The 16,475-nt window shown below is 56.9% G+C and carries 11 protein-coding genes; 8 read left to right on the top strand and 3 right to left on the bottom strand.

The genetic code is table 11. The features are described 5' to 3' along the window. Window positions 1-13 precede the first annotated feature (13 nt). Entirely contained in the window at window positions 14-592 is a 579-nt protein-coding gene (locus AB5Y71_RS10985) for an alkylphosphonate utilization protein (protein WP_005333203.1), read from the top strand. Window positions 593-797: 205 nt separating this feature from the next. Here AB5Y71_RS10985 and AB5Y71_RS10980 read toward each other — a convergent pair whose 3' ends face one another. Further along, window positions 798-2,324, bottom strand: coding sequence for a fumarate hydratase (locus tag AB5Y71_RS10980; protein WP_005345328.1), 1,527 nt, complete (start codon window positions 2,322-2,324; stop codon window positions 798-800). A gap of 207 nt (window positions 2,325-2,531) precedes the next feature. Here AB5Y71_RS10980 and pabB point away from each other — a divergent pair, with 207 nt between their 5' ends. The 3 genes from pabB (at window position 2,532) to AB5Y71_RS10965 (ending at window position 6,026) form a co-directional block, all read left to right on the top strand. Continuing rightward, entirely contained in the window at window positions 2,532-3,902 is a 1,371-nt protein-coding gene (gene pabB, locus AB5Y71_RS10975; protein WP_368171560.1) for an aminodeoxychorismate synthase component I, read from the top strand. Window positions 3,903-3,944: 42 nt separating this feature from the next. Beyond that, complete coding sequence (locus AB5Y71_RS10970; protein WP_005351753.1) at window positions 3,945-4,511, top strand: CoA pyrophosphatase; 567 nt, start codon at window positions 3,945-3,947, stop codon at window positions 4,509-4,511. A gap of 216 nt (window positions 4,512-4,727) precedes the next feature. Beyond that, window positions 4,728-6,026, top strand: coding sequence for a serine/threonine transporter (locus tag AB5Y71_RS10965; RefSeq protein WP_005351750.1), 1,299 nt, complete (start codon window positions 4,728-4,730; stop codon window positions 6,024-6,026). A gap of 267 nt (window positions 6,027-6,293) precedes the next feature. Here the strand turns inward: AB5Y71_RS10965 and AB5Y71_RS10960 are convergent, their stop codons facing one another. Both AB5Y71_RS10960 and sstT read right to left on the bottom strand, forming a co-directional pair. Further along, window positions 6,294-7,301: a hypothetical protein gene (locus AB5Y71_RS10960; protein ID WP_368171559.1), complete on the bottom strand. Its 1,008-nt coding sequence runs from the start codon at window positions 7,299-7,301 to the stop codon at window positions 6,294-6,296. A gap of 207 nt (window positions 7,302-7,508) precedes the next feature. After that, complete coding sequence (sstT, locus tag AB5Y71_RS10955; RefSeq protein WP_368171558.1) at window positions 7,509-8,759, bottom strand: serine/threonine transporter SstT; 1,251 nt, start codon at window positions 8,757-8,759, stop codon at window positions 7,509-7,511. Between the two features lie 354 nt (window positions 8,760-9,113). On the opposite strand from sstT, the gene AB5Y71_RS10950 reads away from it, so the two are divergent. The 4 genes from AB5Y71_RS10950 (at window position 9,114) to AB5Y71_RS10935 (ending at window position 16,369) form a co-directional block, all read left to right on the top strand. Then, window positions 9,114-11,030, top strand: a complete 1,917-nt coding sequence (locus tag AB5Y71_RS10950; RefSeq protein ID WP_368171557.1) for an ATP-dependent DNA helicase RecQ — start codon at window positions 9,114-9,116, stop codon at window positions 11,028-11,030. A gap of 591 nt (window positions 11,031-11,621) precedes the next feature. Further along, window positions 11,622-13,544 carry a PrkA family serine protein kinase gene (locus AB5Y71_RS10945; RefSeq protein WP_033113275.1) on the top strand — a complete coding sequence of 641 codons (1,923 nt, stop codon included), beginning with the start codon at window positions 11,622-11,624 and terminating at the stop codon, window positions 13,542-13,544. Window positions 13,545-13,567: 23 nt separating this feature from the next. Further along, the gene (locus AB5Y71_RS10940; protein WP_368171556.1) at window positions 13,568-14,839 is read left to right on the top strand and encodes a YeaH/YhbH family protein; all 1,272 of its coding nucleotides are present in this window, start codon (window positions 13,568-13,570) and stop codon (window positions 14,837-14,839) included. A 9-nt stretch (window positions 14,840-14,848) separates the two neighbouring features. Further along, on the top strand, window positions 14,849-16,369 hold the full coding sequence (locus AB5Y71_RS10935) for a SpoVR family protein (protein WP_368171555.1): 1,521 nt from the start codon (window positions 14,849-14,851) through the stop codon (window positions 16,367-16,369). Window positions 16,370-16,475: the final 106 nt, after the last annotated feature.

Here is a 16,475-nt window from a genome sequence, read left to right as displayed (position 1 = left end):
TGGGACCAACAACATGACCATCAACGCCATTCTGCAAGCGCGCGCGGGCGCCAAGTGTGAACTGTGCAGCGCCGAGCAGGCGCTGACCGCCTTCGTGGTGCCTCACTCCCCCGCCAGCGACGATGATCACAGCGTTGCTATCTGTGACACCTGCCGTGGTCAGCTGGAACAACCGGATACCCTGGTGGTCAACCACTGGCGTTGCCTGAGTGACAGCATGTGGAGCCAGGTGCCTGCGGTGCAGGTGATGGCATGGCGCCAGCTCAAAGCGCTCTCCGGCAAGGGTGAAGTGTGGGCTCAGGATCTGCTGGACATGATGTACATGGAAGACGAAGCCAAGGCCTGGGCTGAAGCTGGTATTGCTGACGAAGATGACGACAGCGTACCGACCGTTGACTCCAACGGCGCCGTGCTGCAAGAGGGCGACTCCGTCACCCTGATCAAGGATCTGGACGTGAAAGGCGCCGGTTTCACCGCCAAGCGCGGCACCCTGGTCAAGGGCATCCGTCTGACCAACAACCCGCTCCATATCGAAGGCAAGGTCAACGGCGTGCAGATCGTACTGGTGGCCGCCTACCTGAAAAAGGCCTAAAGCCAAGGACGATTGCTCTGCTGTCTACTACCAGAGCACAAGCACAACGAAAAAGGATGGCGTCACGCCATCCTTTTTTTATACCTGCTTGCCGCAAACGGCCAACTTGAGCCCATAACAGGCCAGCCAAAGCAAAAAGGCGCATCCGGATGGACGCGCCTTCTTTACAGGGCCGATACCGTTAACCGGCAGCGGAAACGGTCACTCAGGAGGAGAGCTTGCCATCCAGCTCGGCAATCTTGGCAGACCAATAGGCCGGGCCGGTTTCGTGGATATTGTTGCCTTCGGAGTCGACCGCTACGGTCACCGGCATATCTTCCACTTCAAACTCGTAGATCGCTTCCATGCCGAGATCGGCAAAGGCTACCACGCGCGCCTTCTTGATAGCCTTGGCCACCAGATAGGCTGCGCCACCGACGGCCATCAGATAGACGGCCTTGTGTTGCTTGATGCTCTCAACGGTTTTCGGGCCACGCTCGGATTTGCCGATCATGCCGATAAGGCCGGTTTCACCCAGCATCATGTCGGTGAACTTGTCCATCCGGGTGGAGGTGGTGGGGCCTGCCGGGCCGACCACTTCGTCGCGCACCGCATCAACCGGGCCAACGTAATAGATAAAGCGGTTGGTGAAATCGACCCCTTCCGGCAGCCCTTCACCACGGGCCAGCATGTCGGCGATACGCTTGTGGGCGGCGTCGCGACCGGTGAGGATCTTGCCGGAGAGCAGCACGGTATCACCGCTCTTCCAACTGGCCAGCTCGGCCTTGGTGATGCCATCGACGTTGACGCGGCGCACGTTTCCACCCGCTTCACGGGTGATCTCCGGCCAGTCACTCAGTTTCGGCGGAGTCAGTTCGGCAGGGCCTGAACCATCCAGCTCGAAGTGAACGTGGCGGGTGGCGGCGCAGTTGGGGATCATCACCACCGGCTTGGAGGCGGCATGAGTCGGCGCAGATTTCACCTTCACATCCAGCACGGTAGTGAGGCCGCCCAACCCCTGGGCACCGATCCCCAGCTTGTTGACCTTGTCGTAGAGCTCGACCCGCAGCTTCTCTTCAGTGGTTTGCGGGCCACGGGCGATCAGCTCCTGAATGTCGATGTGCTCCATCAGGGCCTCTTTGGCCAGCACCGCCGCTTTCTCGGCGGTACCGCCGATGCCGATGCCCAGCATGCCGGGGGGGCACCAGCCTGCGCCCATGGTCGGCACGGTTTTCAGTACCCACTCGACGATATCGTCAGAGGGGTTGAGCATCACCATCTTGGATTTGTTTTCGGAGCCGCCGCCTTTGGCAGCGATGCTCACTTCCACCTTGTTGCCGGGGATCATGTCGATATGGACCACGGCAGGGGCGTTGTCTTTGGTGTTTTTGCGACTGCCGGCCGGATCGGCCAGCACGGAGGCGCGCAGCGGGTTGTCAGGATTGGTGTAGGCACGACGGGTCCCTTCGTCCACCATCTCCTGCACCGTCATGTCGCTGTCCCACTGGACTTGCATGCCAATCTTGACGAAACAGGTCACTATGCCGGTGTCCTGGCAGAGCGGACGATGACCTTCGGCGGACATGCGGGAGTTGATCAGGATCTGGGCCAGCGCATCTTTGGCGGCCGGGTTGGCCTCACGGTCATACGCCGCTTTGGCAGCCTGAACAAAATCCAACGGGTGGTAATAGGAGATGTACTGGAGGGCATCTGCGATAGAATCGATGAAATCCTGTTTTTTTATAATGCTCATATCATCCTCACTGGTCCTTGTCTCTGCCACGGAGCAGGGCAAGGGCTTCCATATGATGGGCCATGCTGACGTGCTGGCTAAAAACTATCAACCAGCAAAAAACGAACGACACGGCAGTTTTTTCTTAAGTCACCGACACCTATGATACGCTTGCCCACCAGCACCGACTAGGGTTCGGGAACCAAACTGTTGCCTGTGTAACATAAAATGACGCCAACACTTCATATCCATCATCTAGACCATAGTGCTGAACTCCATCAGCTTTTTGCCCGCCTGCAACATCAGCCGTGGGCTATGTTGCTGGAATCGGCGGGACCACTCGGCGCCGATAACAGCTTTGATATCATCACTGCCGATCCGCTGGCGACCCTCGAAACCCGCGGCCAGGTCACCACTCTCACCTGGCATGGTAAGAGCAGCGAACACAGCGAAGATCCCCTCGCTCTGCTGGCCCATACCCAACAACAGCTGCTGGGGGAGCTGGCACTGTGCGCCACTCACCTGCCCTTTATTGGCGGCGCCCTCGGCCTGTTTGGCTATGATCTGGGCCGCCGCTTCGAGCGACTGCCGGTGCAGGCCGCCGCCGATATCGCGGTGCCGGACATGGCGGTGGGCATCTACGACTGGGCACTGCTGCGCAATGTGGCGACCGGCGACTGGCAGCTGGTGCACTGGGGGGATGAAGCTGGCCTTGCCAACCGGCTGGCCTGGCTTGAACAGCAACAGGCCAAACCGGCCCCTGCCTTTGCCTTGCAGGGGTCGTGGCAGAGCAATATGAGCCGCGCCGAGTATGGCGAGAAGTTTGCCCGCATTCAGGAATACCTTGCCGCGGGGGATTGCTACCAGATCAACCTGACCCAGCGTTTCAGCGCCCCCTATCAGGGGGATGAGTGGCAGGCCTATTGCCTACTGGCAACCGCCAACAAGGCCCCCTTCTCAGCCTTTATCCGCCTGCCGGACAGTGCACTGCTGAGCCTCTCCCCCGAGCGGTTCCTGCTGCTTGATGGCCGCCATATCGAAACCAAACCTATCAAAGGCACTCGCCCTCGCCACCCCGATCCGGCCACCGATCGGCAAGTCGCGCGGGAGCTGGCACAGGCGGACAAGGACAGATCAGAGAATCTGATGATCGTTGATCTGCTGCGCAACGATATCGGTCGGGTCAGCCGGCCTGGCTCGGTCAGCGTGCCTCATCTCTTTGCGGTGGAGTCGTTTCCGGCGGTACATCATCTGGTCTCCACCATCCATGGTGAGCTGGATGCACGCTGGCAAGGGGTCGATCTGCTACGGGCCTGTTTCCCTGGTGGCTCCATCACCGGCGCCCCCAAGATCCGCGCCATGGAGATCATCGAAGAGCTGGAGCCCCAGCGCCGCAATGCCTATTGCGGCAGCATCGGCTACCTCAGCCAGCATGGCCGGATGGATACCAGCATCTGCATTCGGACCCTGATCGCCGAAGCGGGTCGTCTGCACTGCTGGGCCGGTGGTGGCATCATCGCCGACTCTGACGCCGACAGCGAGTATCAGGAGACCTATGACAAGGTTGCCCACATCCTGCCACCGCTGTCGGCGCTGTAACCCTCCCCACCGTCAAGGCAACATACAGGAGAGCTCCCCGCCATGGATCGCCACGAACTGCTGACCCGCTTCCAGTTGCAGCGACCCGCCCCGGCCCATCGCCTCGCCATCGGCGGGCTCAGTCCGGCGGCGGTGTTGATCCCGGTGGTGATGCGCGACGAGGGGCTCAGCGTGTTATTGACCCGGCGCAGCCCACGGCTGCGTCATCATGGGGGACAGATCAGCTTTCCTGGCGGCCGACAGGATCCCGGCGACGAAAACCTGATTGCCACGGCGCTACGGGAAACCGAAGAGGAGCTCGGCATTCCGGCACGGCTGATTGAAGTGATCGGCACCCTCAACCCGCTCAATACGGTGTCACGATTCGAGGTGCTGCCGGTGCTGGGGCTGCTCGATGGCAACTATCCCCTCATCCTGAGTCCGGATGAGGTGGATCACGCCTTTGAAGTGCCGCTGACCCATCTGCTGGATCGGCGCAACCACATCCCCCTGACCCTTTCCAGAGGGGGGAAAGCTCACACCATCTACTGGATCCCCTGGCAACAGCACTTTATCTGGGGGGCTACCGCCAGCATGATCAACCAGCTAGCCCAGCATCTCGCAAAATAACAATTTACCTACATTTTGCTGAGCGAGATTTAATCATTAACACTAAAATAACGTGCCAATTGATAAACAATAATTGAATTCTTCTTGTTTTGATCACATTTCCATAAGAAAGTGCGGTTTTTCGTGTCGTAAAGATGAATTTGATCAACATTTTTGATTAGAAAAACCGTATCCTTGCGCCGACTTAATAAGAACCACACATTCGGGGTGAGATAGATGTCAAACACAGTCACTGGCACGCAGGGAGTTGCGGCGTCAACAGAGCAAGGGATCCGCTCTACTCAAACCACTCGTTGGGAAAAACGCGACTCTACCTGGGTCATCAGTCTGTTCGGGACCGCGGTTGGCGCGGGGATCCTGTTCCTGCCGATCAACGCGGGTATGGGCGGTTTCTGGCCGCTGGTCGTCATGGCGCTGCTGGTAGGTCCCATGACCTATCTGGCACACCGTGGTCTGGCCCGCTTCGTCCTCTCCTCCAAAAAGCCAAATGCAGACATCACCGAAGTGGTGGAAGAGCACTTTGGCGTGGGTGCCGGTAAATTAATCACCCTGCTCTACTTCTTCGCCATCTACCCCATCGTGCTGATCTATGGCGTGGGTATCACCAACACCGTGGAAAGCTTTATGGTCAATCAGCTGCAGATGAGTGCCCCACCGCGCTGGATCCTCTCCATTGTGCTGATCATGGGCATGATGTCGGTAATGCTGGCCGGTGAAAAGCTGATGCTGAAAGTGACCGAGCTGCTGGTTTATCCGTTGATCGCCATTCTGGCCGGTATCTCTTTGTACCTGATCCCTGACTGGACCGGTGCTGCGCTGGAGCAAGTGCCCTCTGCCAAGGATTTCGCCACTACCCTGTGGCTGACCATCCCGGTACTGGTTTTCTCCTTCAACCACAGCCCGGCCATCTCCAGCTTCTCTCTGGCCCAGCGCCGCGACCACGGTGATCAGGCTGTCGAGAAGGCCGATGCCATCCTCAAGCGTACCGCCATGGTGCTGCTGGGCTTCGTGATGTTCTTCGTCTTCTCCTGCGTCATGAGCCTGACACCGGCCCAGCTGGCAGAAGCCAAGGCCCAGAACATCGCCGTGCTCTCCTATCTGGCCAACCAGCATGCCAGCCCCATCATCTCTTACTTCGGTCCGTTGGTTGCGTTCGTAGCCATCGTATCCTCCTTCTTCGGCCACTATCTGGGTGCCCGTGAAGGTCTGAAAGGGATGATCGTGCAGAACATGCGCAAGTCTGGCAAAGAGCCGAACGCCAAGAAAGTCGAGATGTTCATCATCGCCTTCTTCATCCTGACCCTGTGGGGCACTGCCATTGCCAACCCCTCCATCCTGGGCATGATTGAATCCTTGGGCGGCCCGATCATCGCGACCATCCTGTTCATCATGCCGATGTACGCCATCAAGCGCGTACCGGCCATGGCGAAGTATCAGGGCCATATCAGCAACGTATTTGTCGCTGTGATGGGGATGATCGCCATCTCCGCCATCCTCTATCAACTGGTTGGTTAATCCTCCACCTACCGCTGATAGCAAAAAGCCAGCCGAATAGTCGGCTGGCTTTTTTTATTGCATTTGTCCCGTCCTGAATAGTCTTGCCACTCATCACGCAGTTATTGCAGCCACAGCACCTGAACTCACACAACAACCAAGGAAACAACCCTTATCCGGCAACCACATCATGATGTTTCAGGGCTTCGCACCGAACCTCGACCAACAAAAATGCCAGTCGGGTAAACGACTGGCATCTCTTGATAAACACGCACTATCTCTGGCTGATTAGAGTGGTTGCGCTTCCAACAGGAACGGCGTGATACCGGTGATTTCCGGAATACCGAGCACCAGGGTGTCTTTCTGACCATTGCTACCCGGTTTCATGGTCAGATATGCGGTGACACTGGCGTTACGATTGGCAAAATCGCGCATCTTTGTTTCCCAGAGCCCCTCATAAATTTTTCCCTCTTTGATATCAGCAGGCCCTGTCAAGGTATTGAAACTGCATGACCGATTGTTCCAACCAGTCAACGTCAGCTTGTTCAAACCTTGAGTGTTGGCCTCTGTCTCACCGCTTACAGAACACCCTTCTTTAAACAGGATGGTCAGCTTGATCCCCAAGCCATTGTTGCTGCGCTCGGTTTTGAAATCTTGAAACAGTGCACTCTCCCCAAGGTTGTACCAGGAGTCCGCGTTGATAGGCGCAGTGACCATCGGCTGCAATGCCACTTGGCCGCCCCAATTCTGAATAGTGAGTGCAGAATCGATTTTGGCTTTGACGGGTCGATAATCGAGTACCCAGAGTGACTGGCTGCTTCCCGCCGTATCTGGCACAGACGCCACCTTGACCAACCCATCAACATTGGTATTGGACTTTTGCTCAGCCGAGTCGAAGGTACTGGGTTGGCTTTTGTTCACCAGCAACGACAACGTCAGTGGGTAACCCTCACCTTTATTCAGAGAAGAGAAGCCTTGAGGGAAGGTATAAGTGCTGACTGTGGCACTTCTTTTCTCAGCAATGTTCATCGCCCAACCCGTGCCCTCTGTGGACGCCGGATAGACAAGACCGACCGCACGATAACTGTCGTTGACCGGACGGTTGATTAACTGCCCCTGAGCGTCCATCAGGACGGGGAGATAGACGCCAGCCACCGGCAGCGCCCTCGGTTGCGGCTCCGGTGGCGTGGTACCACCACCACCACCACCACCACCACCACTATCTCCGCCACCACCACCGCAACCAACCAAACCTAATGCACCAATAATTGCCCACGAAAGCGTAGTTTTTTTCATTATTTAATCTCGTTTTTTAGCCTGAACCTTATTATTCCGCAGCTATTTTAACGGGGCAGCACCCGCACTGTCTGTCGGCTATTTGTAACCAAACATTTCATCAAAATGAATGTTTTCTTGCGCACTCCTCTCCTCAACACATTTAGGCCCGCTGATATAAAAAGCCCCTCACAGAGAGGGGCTGAATCGAAAAATCGAGCTACCGGCTCACACCTCGCTGCTGGGCAGCGCGGAAGGTTCCAGCAGGGTTTCATCTTCGGCCATGCAAGCAGCGGCGGTGAACAGCACGTCGGTGGAGCTGTTCAGCGCCGTCTCGGCAGAATCCTGCAGCACGCCGATGATAAAGCCGACTGCTACCACCTGCATGGCGATATCGTTGCTGATGCCAAACAGGCTACAGGCCAGCGGGATCAGCAGCAAGGAGCCGCCCGCCACACCGGAAGCGCCACAGGCACTGATGGTGGCGACCACGGAGAGCAGAATGGCCGTTGCCATGTCCACTTCCATCCCCAGGGTATGTACCGCCGCCATGGCGAGCACAGTGATGGTGATAGCGGCACCCGCCATATTGATGGTGGCACCCAGCGGGATGGAGACCGCGTAGGTATCTTTGGGCAGGCGCAGTTTTTCACACAGCGCCATGTTGACCGGAATGTTGGCGGCAGAGCTGCGGGTAAAGAAGGCGGTCACGCCGCTCTCTTTGAGGCAGGTCAGCACCAGCGGATAGGGGTTGCGCTTGATCTTCCAGAAGACGATCAATGGGTTGACCACAAAGGCGATAAACAGCATGCAGCCGATCAGCACCACCAGCAGTTGAGCATAGCCAAACAGGGCATCGAAGCCGGTCTCTGCCAGAGTGGAGGCAACCAGACCCAGGATCCCGAGCGGAGCACAGCGGATCACCGCTTTCACGATGGCGGATACACCGTGAGACAGGTCAGTGATCAGCGCCTTGGTGCTCTCGTTGGCATGGCGCATGGCGATACCCAGACCGATGGCCCACGCAAGGATCCCGATATAGTTGGCATCCATCAACGCCTTGACCGGGTTGGTCACCACGTTGAACAGCAGGGTCTGCAGTACCTCGGTGATCCCGCCGGGCGGGGTGATCTCGGCAGTATTGGCCACCAGATGGAGGTTGGAGGGGAACAGGAAGCTGGCAATCACCGCGACCACGGCCGCAGAGAAGGTACCAAACAGGTAGAGCGCCAGCAGCGGGCGAATATTGGTCTTCTGACCCTGCTTGTGACCAATGATGGCCGCCATCACCAGTACGAATACCAGCAGCGGAGCTACCGCTTTCAGTGCACCAACGAACAGACTGCCAAGCAGACCTGCCGTTTTCGCCCACTCGGGCGCAAACAGTGCCAGCAAGATACCGAATACCAGACCAACCAGGATCTGGCTGACCAGGCTGGTGCTATTGACCAGCCGAAGGAGGGGGTGTTGTTGTGTCATCAAAAAAGTCCCTAAGCACCGTAGTGCATGAATCATGAGTCCTGTCTGCAACCACTCATCGGGAGACCCCTGTCGCCCGAATGTGGTGTCTGTGGCCAGCCTTCTGTCGGGCCGATCCGCCAGTCACCGGATTGCATGACGGAATATCCCATTCGCCATCTTTTTTTTCCAGAGACTCACCAAAAAATATCCCGTTTCCATCACAAAAAACCGCAACAAAACCTTAACCACAGCGCAACCACCCATTTTTGTACGTTTTATCGACACTCTCTGCCCTTGCCCTCACGACCATTCCTGTGCCACCCGTGACCGTGTCGCTGTGCTATTATCCCCCATTTGCCGCGGAGCCTTGCCATGATCCCATCCCTGCTCAACCAATATTTTGGTTTCTCCGCACTCAGGCCAGGTCAGGAGGCGGTGATCAGCCGGGTGCTGGCAGGTCAGAGTGCCGCCGCCATCTTTCCCACCGGCTCCGGCAAGTCCCTCTGTTATCAACTGCCTGCCCTCGCCCTGCCTCACCTGACCCTGGTGATCTCGCCGCTGCTGGCGCTGATGCACGATCAACTCGCCTTCCTCAAAAGCAAGGGAATAAGCGCCGCTACCCTCGACTCAAGCCAGAGCCCGGAGGAGAGCCGACGAGTGATGCAGCAGGCGCTGGATGGCCAGCTCAAGATCCTGATGATTTCGGTAGAGCGACTCAAGAACGAGCGTTTTCGCCGTTTTATCCAGCAAGTGCCGCTCTCGCTGCTGGTCGTCGATGAGGCGCACTGTATTTCGGAGTGGGGCCACAACTTTCGCCCCGACTACCTCAAGCTGCCGAGCTATCGCCATGATCTGAAGATCCCGCAGGTGCTGCTGCTCACCGCCACCGCCACACCGGCGGTTATTCAGGATATGCAGACCAAATTCGGCATAGCGCCGGAGGGGGTCGTGGTCACAGGTTTCTACCGCCCCAATCTTGATCTGGCGGTCATTCCCCTGTCGCCCGACGCGCGGGATAGCTGGCTCGCACAGGAGCTGGCCAACGCTCCGGCGGCCCCCACCATCGTCTACGTCACCTTGCAACACACCGCCGAAGCCTGCGCCGAGCACCTCATTAGAGAAGGGATCAACGCCCGCGCCTATCATGCCGGGCTCGACTCGGCGCTGCGCAGCCAGATCCAGCACGACTTCATGGCGGGCAAGGTGGATTGCATCGTCGCCACCATCGCCTTTGGCATGGGGATCGACAAAGCGGATATCCGGCGGGTCATTCACTACGATCTGCCCAAATCTATCGAGAACTACAGCCAGGAGATTGGCCGCGCCGGACGGGATGGCCAACCATCGCGCTGTATCGTGCTGGCCAACCAGAGCCAGCTGCCGGTGCTGGAGAACTTCGTCTACGGCGATACGCCGGATTTGAGTGCCATCCTCCAGCTCCTTGCCATCATCAAGCAGAGCGGGAACGAGTGGGAATTCACCCTGCTGAGCCTATCCAACGACACCAATATCCGCCAGTTGCCCCTTAAAACCCTGCTGGTCTATCTGGAGATGGCGGGCATCATCACCCCGGCCTACAGCTACTACGCCGACTACCGCTTCAAGTTTGTGCTGGATAAAGACGAGATAGTGAGTCGCTTCAATCCGGATCGTCGCCAGTTTCTGGAGCAGCTGTTCGCCTGCGCCCCGCAAGCTCGCAGCTGGTGCACCATGGATTTTGACGCCCTCTGGCAGGGCTATCAGGGGGAACGGCAGCGGGCCGTTGCGGCGCTCGACTACCTGCAGCAGCAAGGCTGGATCGAGCTTGAAAGCAAACAGATGACCGAGGTCTACCGGATCACCCGTCAGGGGTGGGACAACGAGCAGGAAGCAAATGCCCTGCACGCCCTGTTCCTGCAAAAAGAGCAGAGCGAGCTGGCAAGACTGCAAGCCATGCTCGACTTTTTCACCTCGAATGAGTGCCTGAGCCACCGCCTCGCCCGCTATTTCGCCGATGAGGTGGCGCCGGTTCATTGTGGCCACTGTTCGGTTTGTCGTGGTGAGGTGGCACATCTTCCTCCCCTGCCCCAACTGGCCATGCCAAACGAGGCGGGGATCCGTGCCTGGTGCGATCCGCTGATTGCCAAGACAGGTTCGGTGGATGCTCGTGTTCTGGCCCGCTTCCTGTGCGGTATCACCACACCGCTGACCAGCCGGGTCAAAGCCAAATCGCTGGCGGGTGCAGGCCAGTTGGCCGCGCACCCGTTTGCCCGCGTCTTGGCGGCAGTGCAACAAGCCTACCCTTGCTAGGTGAGCGCTGGCTGCGTCAATAGCCACCAGCAGAAACAAGCGTTTACAGACACAGAAAAAGAAGACCCTCGCGGTTGCGAGGGTCAAGCCAACGGAAACGTGCTTAAACAGAGCTTGGTGAGGCAACAGTCAACTCTCTTGCTAAAGCATCTTGCTGCTCACACATCGCCAATCTAGGGCACTCAAAATGTAGCGTCAATGTAAAAATTAGAGCCAAAACTCCAAACAAAGTGATTTACGTTGACGTTCACGTAATGACATTCTCATCCATAACCCCGCCAACCCGCAGCCCTATTGCCTTTCGTCAAACCCCTTAATCTTTTCGCAATAAGTTCCCTGTTTCCCATAAACATTTATTTTTTATGTCTTTGACATTTACCTCACTATCGTGGCAAAAATAATTTAACAGTCAGTAACATAGCGGTGTTGTTGACTGACCCTCCCCGCACAAGGATCGGGCAGGTTTCTTCAGAATTTAACCTATCAACCGTGATGGATTACTGGAGTCTGTTGACTAGGCTTTAAAAGCGCACAACACAAAAGCAGTCATCCACTTTTTTCAGGGTAAGCGACTATAACGAGGGCAAAGTTATGGGCATATTCGAGCATTACCAACAGCGATATGAAAAAGCGAGAGAAGAGGAATATACCATCCAGGAGTTCCTGGATATGTGTAAGCAGGATAAAGCCTGCTACGCCTCCGCAGCCGAACGTCTGCTGACCGCCATCGGTGAGCCGGAGATGGTAGACACCTCAGCCAACCCCAGACTGAGCCGACTCTTCTCCAACCGCGTCGTGGCACGCTATCCCGCCTTCAAGGATTTCTACGGGATGGAAGAGGCCATCGAACAGATCGTCTCCTACCTCAAACACTCCGCCCAAGGGCTGGAGGAGAAGAAACAGATCCTCTATCTGCTGGGCCCCGTTGGCGGCGGTAAATCCTCGCTGGCAGAGAAGCTCAAATCCCTGATGCAGAAGGTACCCATCTATCGCATCAAGGGCTCACCGGTCAACGATCACCCCTTCTGCCTGTTCGACATCGAAGAGGATGGGGAGATCCTTGAAAAAGAGTACGGCATCCCGCGCCGTTACCTGCGTCCCATCATGTCCCCCTGGGTGGCCAAACGCCTGCACGAGTTTGGCGGCGACATCACCAAGTTCAAGGTGGAGAAGGTCAACCCCTCCATCCTCGATCAGATTGCCATCGCCAAAACGGAACCCGGTGATGACAACAACCAGGACATCTCCTCACTGGTCGGCAAGGTCGACATCCGCATGCTGGAGCACTTCGCCCAGGATGACGCCGATGCCTACTCCTACTCAGGTGCGCTGTGTAAAGCGAACCAGGGGGTGATGGAGTTTGTGGAGATGTTCAAGGCCCCCATCAAGGTGCTGCACCCGCTGCTGACAGCAACTCAGGAGGGGAACTACAACGGTACCGAAGGGCTCTCCGCCCTCCCCTTTGACGGCATTCTGCTGGCCCACTCCAACGAATCCGAGTGGCAGCAGTTCCGCAACAACAAGAACAACGAAGCTTTCCTCGACCGGGTCTACATCGTCAAGGTGCCTTACTGCCTGCGCGTCTCGGAAGAGGTGAAGATCTACGAGAAGCTGCTGGTCAATAGCGAACTGACCGAGGCCAAATGCGCCCCGGGTACCCTTGAACTCTTGGGCCAGTTCTCGGTGTTGTCACGGCTGAAAGAGCCGGAAAACTCCAGCATTTACTCCAAGATGCGGGTCTATGATGGCGAAAGCCTGAAAGACACCGATCCCAAGGCGAAGAGCTATCAGGAGTATCGCGACTACGCCGGTGTAGACGAAGGGATGAATGGTCTCTCTACCCGCTTTGCGTTCAAGATCCTCTCCCGCGTCTTCAACTTCGACCACGCGGAAGTGGCCGCCAACCCGGTGCACCTCTTCTATGTGCTGGAGCAGCAGATCGAGCGCGAACAGTTCCCGCAAGAGCTGCACGATCGCTACCTTGAGTTCATCAAGGGCTATCTGACTCCGCGCTATGTGGAGTTTATCGGCAAGGAGATCCAGACCGCCTATCTCGAGTCCTACTCCGAGTACGGTCAGAACATCTTCGATCGCTACGTCACCTACGCCGACTTCTGGATCCAGGATCAGGAGTACCGTGACCCCGAAACCGGCCAGCTGTTTGACAGAGCGTCTCTCAACAGCGAGCTGGAGAAAATTGAAAAACCCGCCGGGATCAGCAACCCGAAAGATTTCCGTAACGAAATCGTCAACTTCGTGCTGCGTGCCCGGGCCAACAATGCAGGCCGTAACCCCAACTGGACCAGTTACGAGAAGCTGCGCACCGTGATCGAGAAAAAGATGTTCTCCAACACGGAAGAGCTGCTGCCGGTTATCTCCTTCAACAGCAAAACCTCGGCCGAGGAGCAGAAGAAGCACGATAACTTTGTCGAACGGATGATGGAGAAAGGCTACACCCGCAAACAGGTGCGACTGCTCTCCGAATGGTATCTCAGGGTACGCAAGTCATCCTGACCCTGACTGTTCAAGGGGGAGTTATGGCGCATTTTATCGACCGCAGGCTCAACGGCAAAAACAAAAGCGCTGTCAATCGGCAGCGCTTCATCCGCCGCTACAAGAAGCAGATAAAACAAGCGGTCTCGGATGCTGTCTCCAAGCGCAGCATTCAGGACGTAGACAAGGGTGAGAGCATCAGCATCCCGACCAAGGATATCGGCGAGCCCCATTTTCATCAGGGGCACGGCGGTAAACGGGAGATGGTGCATCCCGGCAATGACCAGTTCGTCTCCGGCGACAAGATTGACCGTCCCAAAGGAGGGGGCGGTGGACAGGGTTCCGGCGAGGGACAAGCATCCAATCAGGGAGAAGGGGCCGATGATTTCGTGTTCCAGATCTCCAAGGATGAGTATCTCGATCTGCTGTTTGAAGATCTGGAGCTGCCCAGGCTGCAGAAAACCCAGCTCAACCAGCTGATGGAGGTGAAAACCTACCGGGCGGGCTACACCTCAAACGGGGTGCCCGCCAACATCAACGTGGTGCGTTCCCTGCAAAATTCGCTGGCACGTCGCATGGCGCTGCAAGCAGGCAAGAAACGCCAATTGCATGAACTGGAAGATCGGCTGGCCCTGCTGGCCACCGATCCCAACGAGCACTTTGCCGAAATCGCCCTGCTCGAGAAGGAGATCAGGGAGCTGAAACGACGGATCGATGCGGTGCCGTTTATTGACACCTTCGATCTCAAGTTCAACAACTTCGTCAAACGGCCCGTCCCCTCCAGCCAGGCGGTGATGTTCTGTCTGATGGACGTCTCGGGCTCCATGGATCAGGCCACCAAGGAGATGGCCAAACGTTTCTATATCCTGCTCTATCTGTTCCTGAGCCGGACTTACAAGAACGTAGAAGTGGTCTATATCCGCCACCATACCCAAGCCAAGGAGGTGGATGAACACGAGTTCTTCTACTCCCAGGAGACAGGCGGCACCATCGTCTCCAGCGCCCTCAAGATGATGAATGACATCATCAACGAGCGTTACCCGGCCAACCAGTGGAACATCTATGCGGCGCAGGCGTCGGATGGTGACAACTGGGCTGATGACTCACCACAGTGCAGGGAGATCTTGGCGCGGGACATCATGCCAAGGGTGCGGTACTACTCCTACATCGAGATCACCACCCGTGCTCACCAGACCCTGTGGCACGAATATGAGTCGGTAGCCAGCCAGTTCCCCCACTTTGCGATGGAGCATATTCGCAAGGTCGAGGATATCTATCCGGTGTTCCGCGAGCTGTTCAAGAAACAAGTGGCGTGAGGAGGTCACATGATCGAAACAGAAAAACGTGTAGCGCCACTGGATGACGGACCAGACTGGAACTTCGATCTGCTGGAGACCTATCACCAGGAGATCGCCCGGGTCGCCCGTTTCTACAAGCTGGATAACTACCCCAACCAGATCGAGGTGATCACCGCTGAGCAGATGATGGATGCCTACTCCAGCGTCGGCATGCCCATCGGCTATCAGCACTGGTCGTTCGGCAAGCGCTTTATCCATACCGAGCGCAACTACAAGCGTGGCCAGATGGGACTGGCCTACGAGATCGTCATCAACTCCGATCCCTGCATCGCCTACCTGATGGAGGAGAACACCATGCCGATGCAGGCGCTGGTGATGGCCCACGCCTGCTACGGTCACAACTCCTTCTTCAAGAACAACTACCTGTTCAAGGCCTGGACCGATGCCTCCTCCATCATCGACTACCTGCTGTTCGCCAAGAACTACATCACCCAGTGCGAAGAGAAACACGGCATCGAGGCGGTGGAACAGCTGCTCGACTCCTGCCATGCCCTGATGAACTTCGGGGTGGATCGCTACAAGCGTCCCCAGAAGATCTCGATGGCTGAGGAGAAGCGGCGTCAGAAGGCGCGGGAAGATTATCTGCAGACTCAGGTCAACGAGCTGTGGCGAACCCTGCCCAAGCAGCATAAAGCCGCTGGCGTGGAGGACAGGCGCTACCCCGTAGAGCCCCAGGAGAACATTCTCTACTTCATCGAGAAGAATGCCCCCTTGCTGGAGCCCTGGCAGCGGGAAGTGGTGCGCATCGTGCGCAAGATAAGCCAGTATTTCTATCCACAAAAGCAGACCCAGGTGATGAACGAGGGGTGGGCCACCTTCTGGCACTACACCATCCTCAATCACCTCTATGACGAGGGCAAGCTGAGCGATCGCTTCATGATGGAGGTGCTGCATAGCCACACCAACGTGGTTTATCAACCGGCTTACAACAGCCGCTACTACTCGGGGATCAACCCTTATGCGCTGGGGTTTGCCATGTTTACCGACCTGCGCCGCATCTGCGAGAACCCGACCGAGGAGGATAGATACTGGTTCCCCGACTATGCCGGCAGCAACTGGGTCGAAACCCTCCACTTTGCCATGCAGAACTTCAAGGATGAGAGCTTTATCAGCCAGTTCTTAAGCCCCAAAGTGATGCGGGATATGAAGTTGTTCGCCATTGATGACGACGATCTGAAGAACTATCTGAAGGTCTCCGCCATCCACAATGACGAGGGGTACCGTCAGGTGCGCAATACCCTGTCGGCCCAATACAACCTCAGCAATCTGGAGCCCAATATTCAGGTCTACAACGTCGCCGTGAAGGGGGATCGTTCCCTTACCTTGCGCTATGTTCCCCACAACCGTATCCCTCTTGGTGACTCACGCCACGAGGTGCTCAAACACCTGCATCAGCTGTGGGGATTCGATGTGGTGCTGGAGCAGGATAACGGTGATCTGCCTGCAGATATCATAGGTCGTTGCCCGGAGCGCAAACCGGGGATCTGACCCGTGACGTGATATCTCGACGGCCCACTTCGGTGGGCCATTTTTTAATCGGCCGCCTCTGCCAGCATGAGCGCAGCCCAAGCCGTACAACCCGAACAAGCCACAA

It is taken from the genome of Aeromonas sp. R9-2, from assembly GCF_040908025.1.
GTDB lineage: Bacteria > Pseudomonadota > Gammaproteobacteria > Enterobacterales > Aeromonadaceae > Aeromonas > Aeromonas veronii.
Note: the sequence above shows the minus strand (reverse complement) of the source record. Positions and strands in the feature narration are given on the sequence as shown.

Excerpts from the sequence above, each read along its gene's own strand:
- pabB (WP_368171560.1), top strand. The coding sequence starts at position 2,532 with ATGACGCCAACACTTCATATCCATCATCTAGACCATAGTGCTGAACTC.
- AB5Y71_RS10965 (WP_005351750.1), top strand. The coding sequence starts at position 4,728 with ATGTCAAACACAGTCACTGGCACGCAGGGAGTTGCGGCGTCAACAGAG.
- AB5Y71_RS10970 (WP_005351753.1), top strand. The coding sequence starts at position 3,945 with ATGGATCGCCACGAACTGCTGACCCGCTTCCAGTTGCAGCGACCCGCC.
- AB5Y71_RS10945 (WP_033113275.1), top strand. The coding sequence starts at position 11,622 with ATGGGCATATTCGAGCATTACCAACAGCGATATGAAAAAGCGAGAGAA.
- AB5Y71_RS10980 (WP_005345328.1), bottom strand. The coding sequence starts at position 2,324 with ATGAGCATTATAAAAAAACAGGATTTCATCGATTCTATCGCAGATGCC.
- AB5Y71_RS10935 (WP_368171555.1), top strand. The coding sequence starts at position 14,849 with ATGATCGAAACAGAAAAACGTGTAGCGCCACTGGATGACGGACCAGAC.
- AB5Y71_RS10960 (WP_368171559.1), bottom strand. The coding sequence starts at position 7,301 with ATGAAAAAAACTACGCTTTCGTGGGCAATTATTGGTGCATTAGGTTTG.
- sstT (WP_368171558.1), bottom strand. The coding sequence starts at position 8,759 with ATGACACAACAACACCCCCTCCTTCGGCTGGTCAATAGCACCAGCCTG.
- AB5Y71_RS10940 (WP_368171556.1), top strand. The coding sequence starts at position 13,568 with ATGGCGCATTTTATCGACCGCAGGCTCAACGGCAAAAACAAAAGCGCT.
- AB5Y71_RS10950 (WP_368171557.1), top strand. The coding sequence starts at position 9,114 with ATGATCCCATCCCTGCTCAACCAATATTTTGGTTTCTCCGCACTCAGG.
- AB5Y71_RS10985 (WP_005333203.1), top strand. The coding sequence starts at position 14 with ATGACCATCAACGCCATTCTGCAAGCGCGCGCGGGCGCCAAGTGTGAA.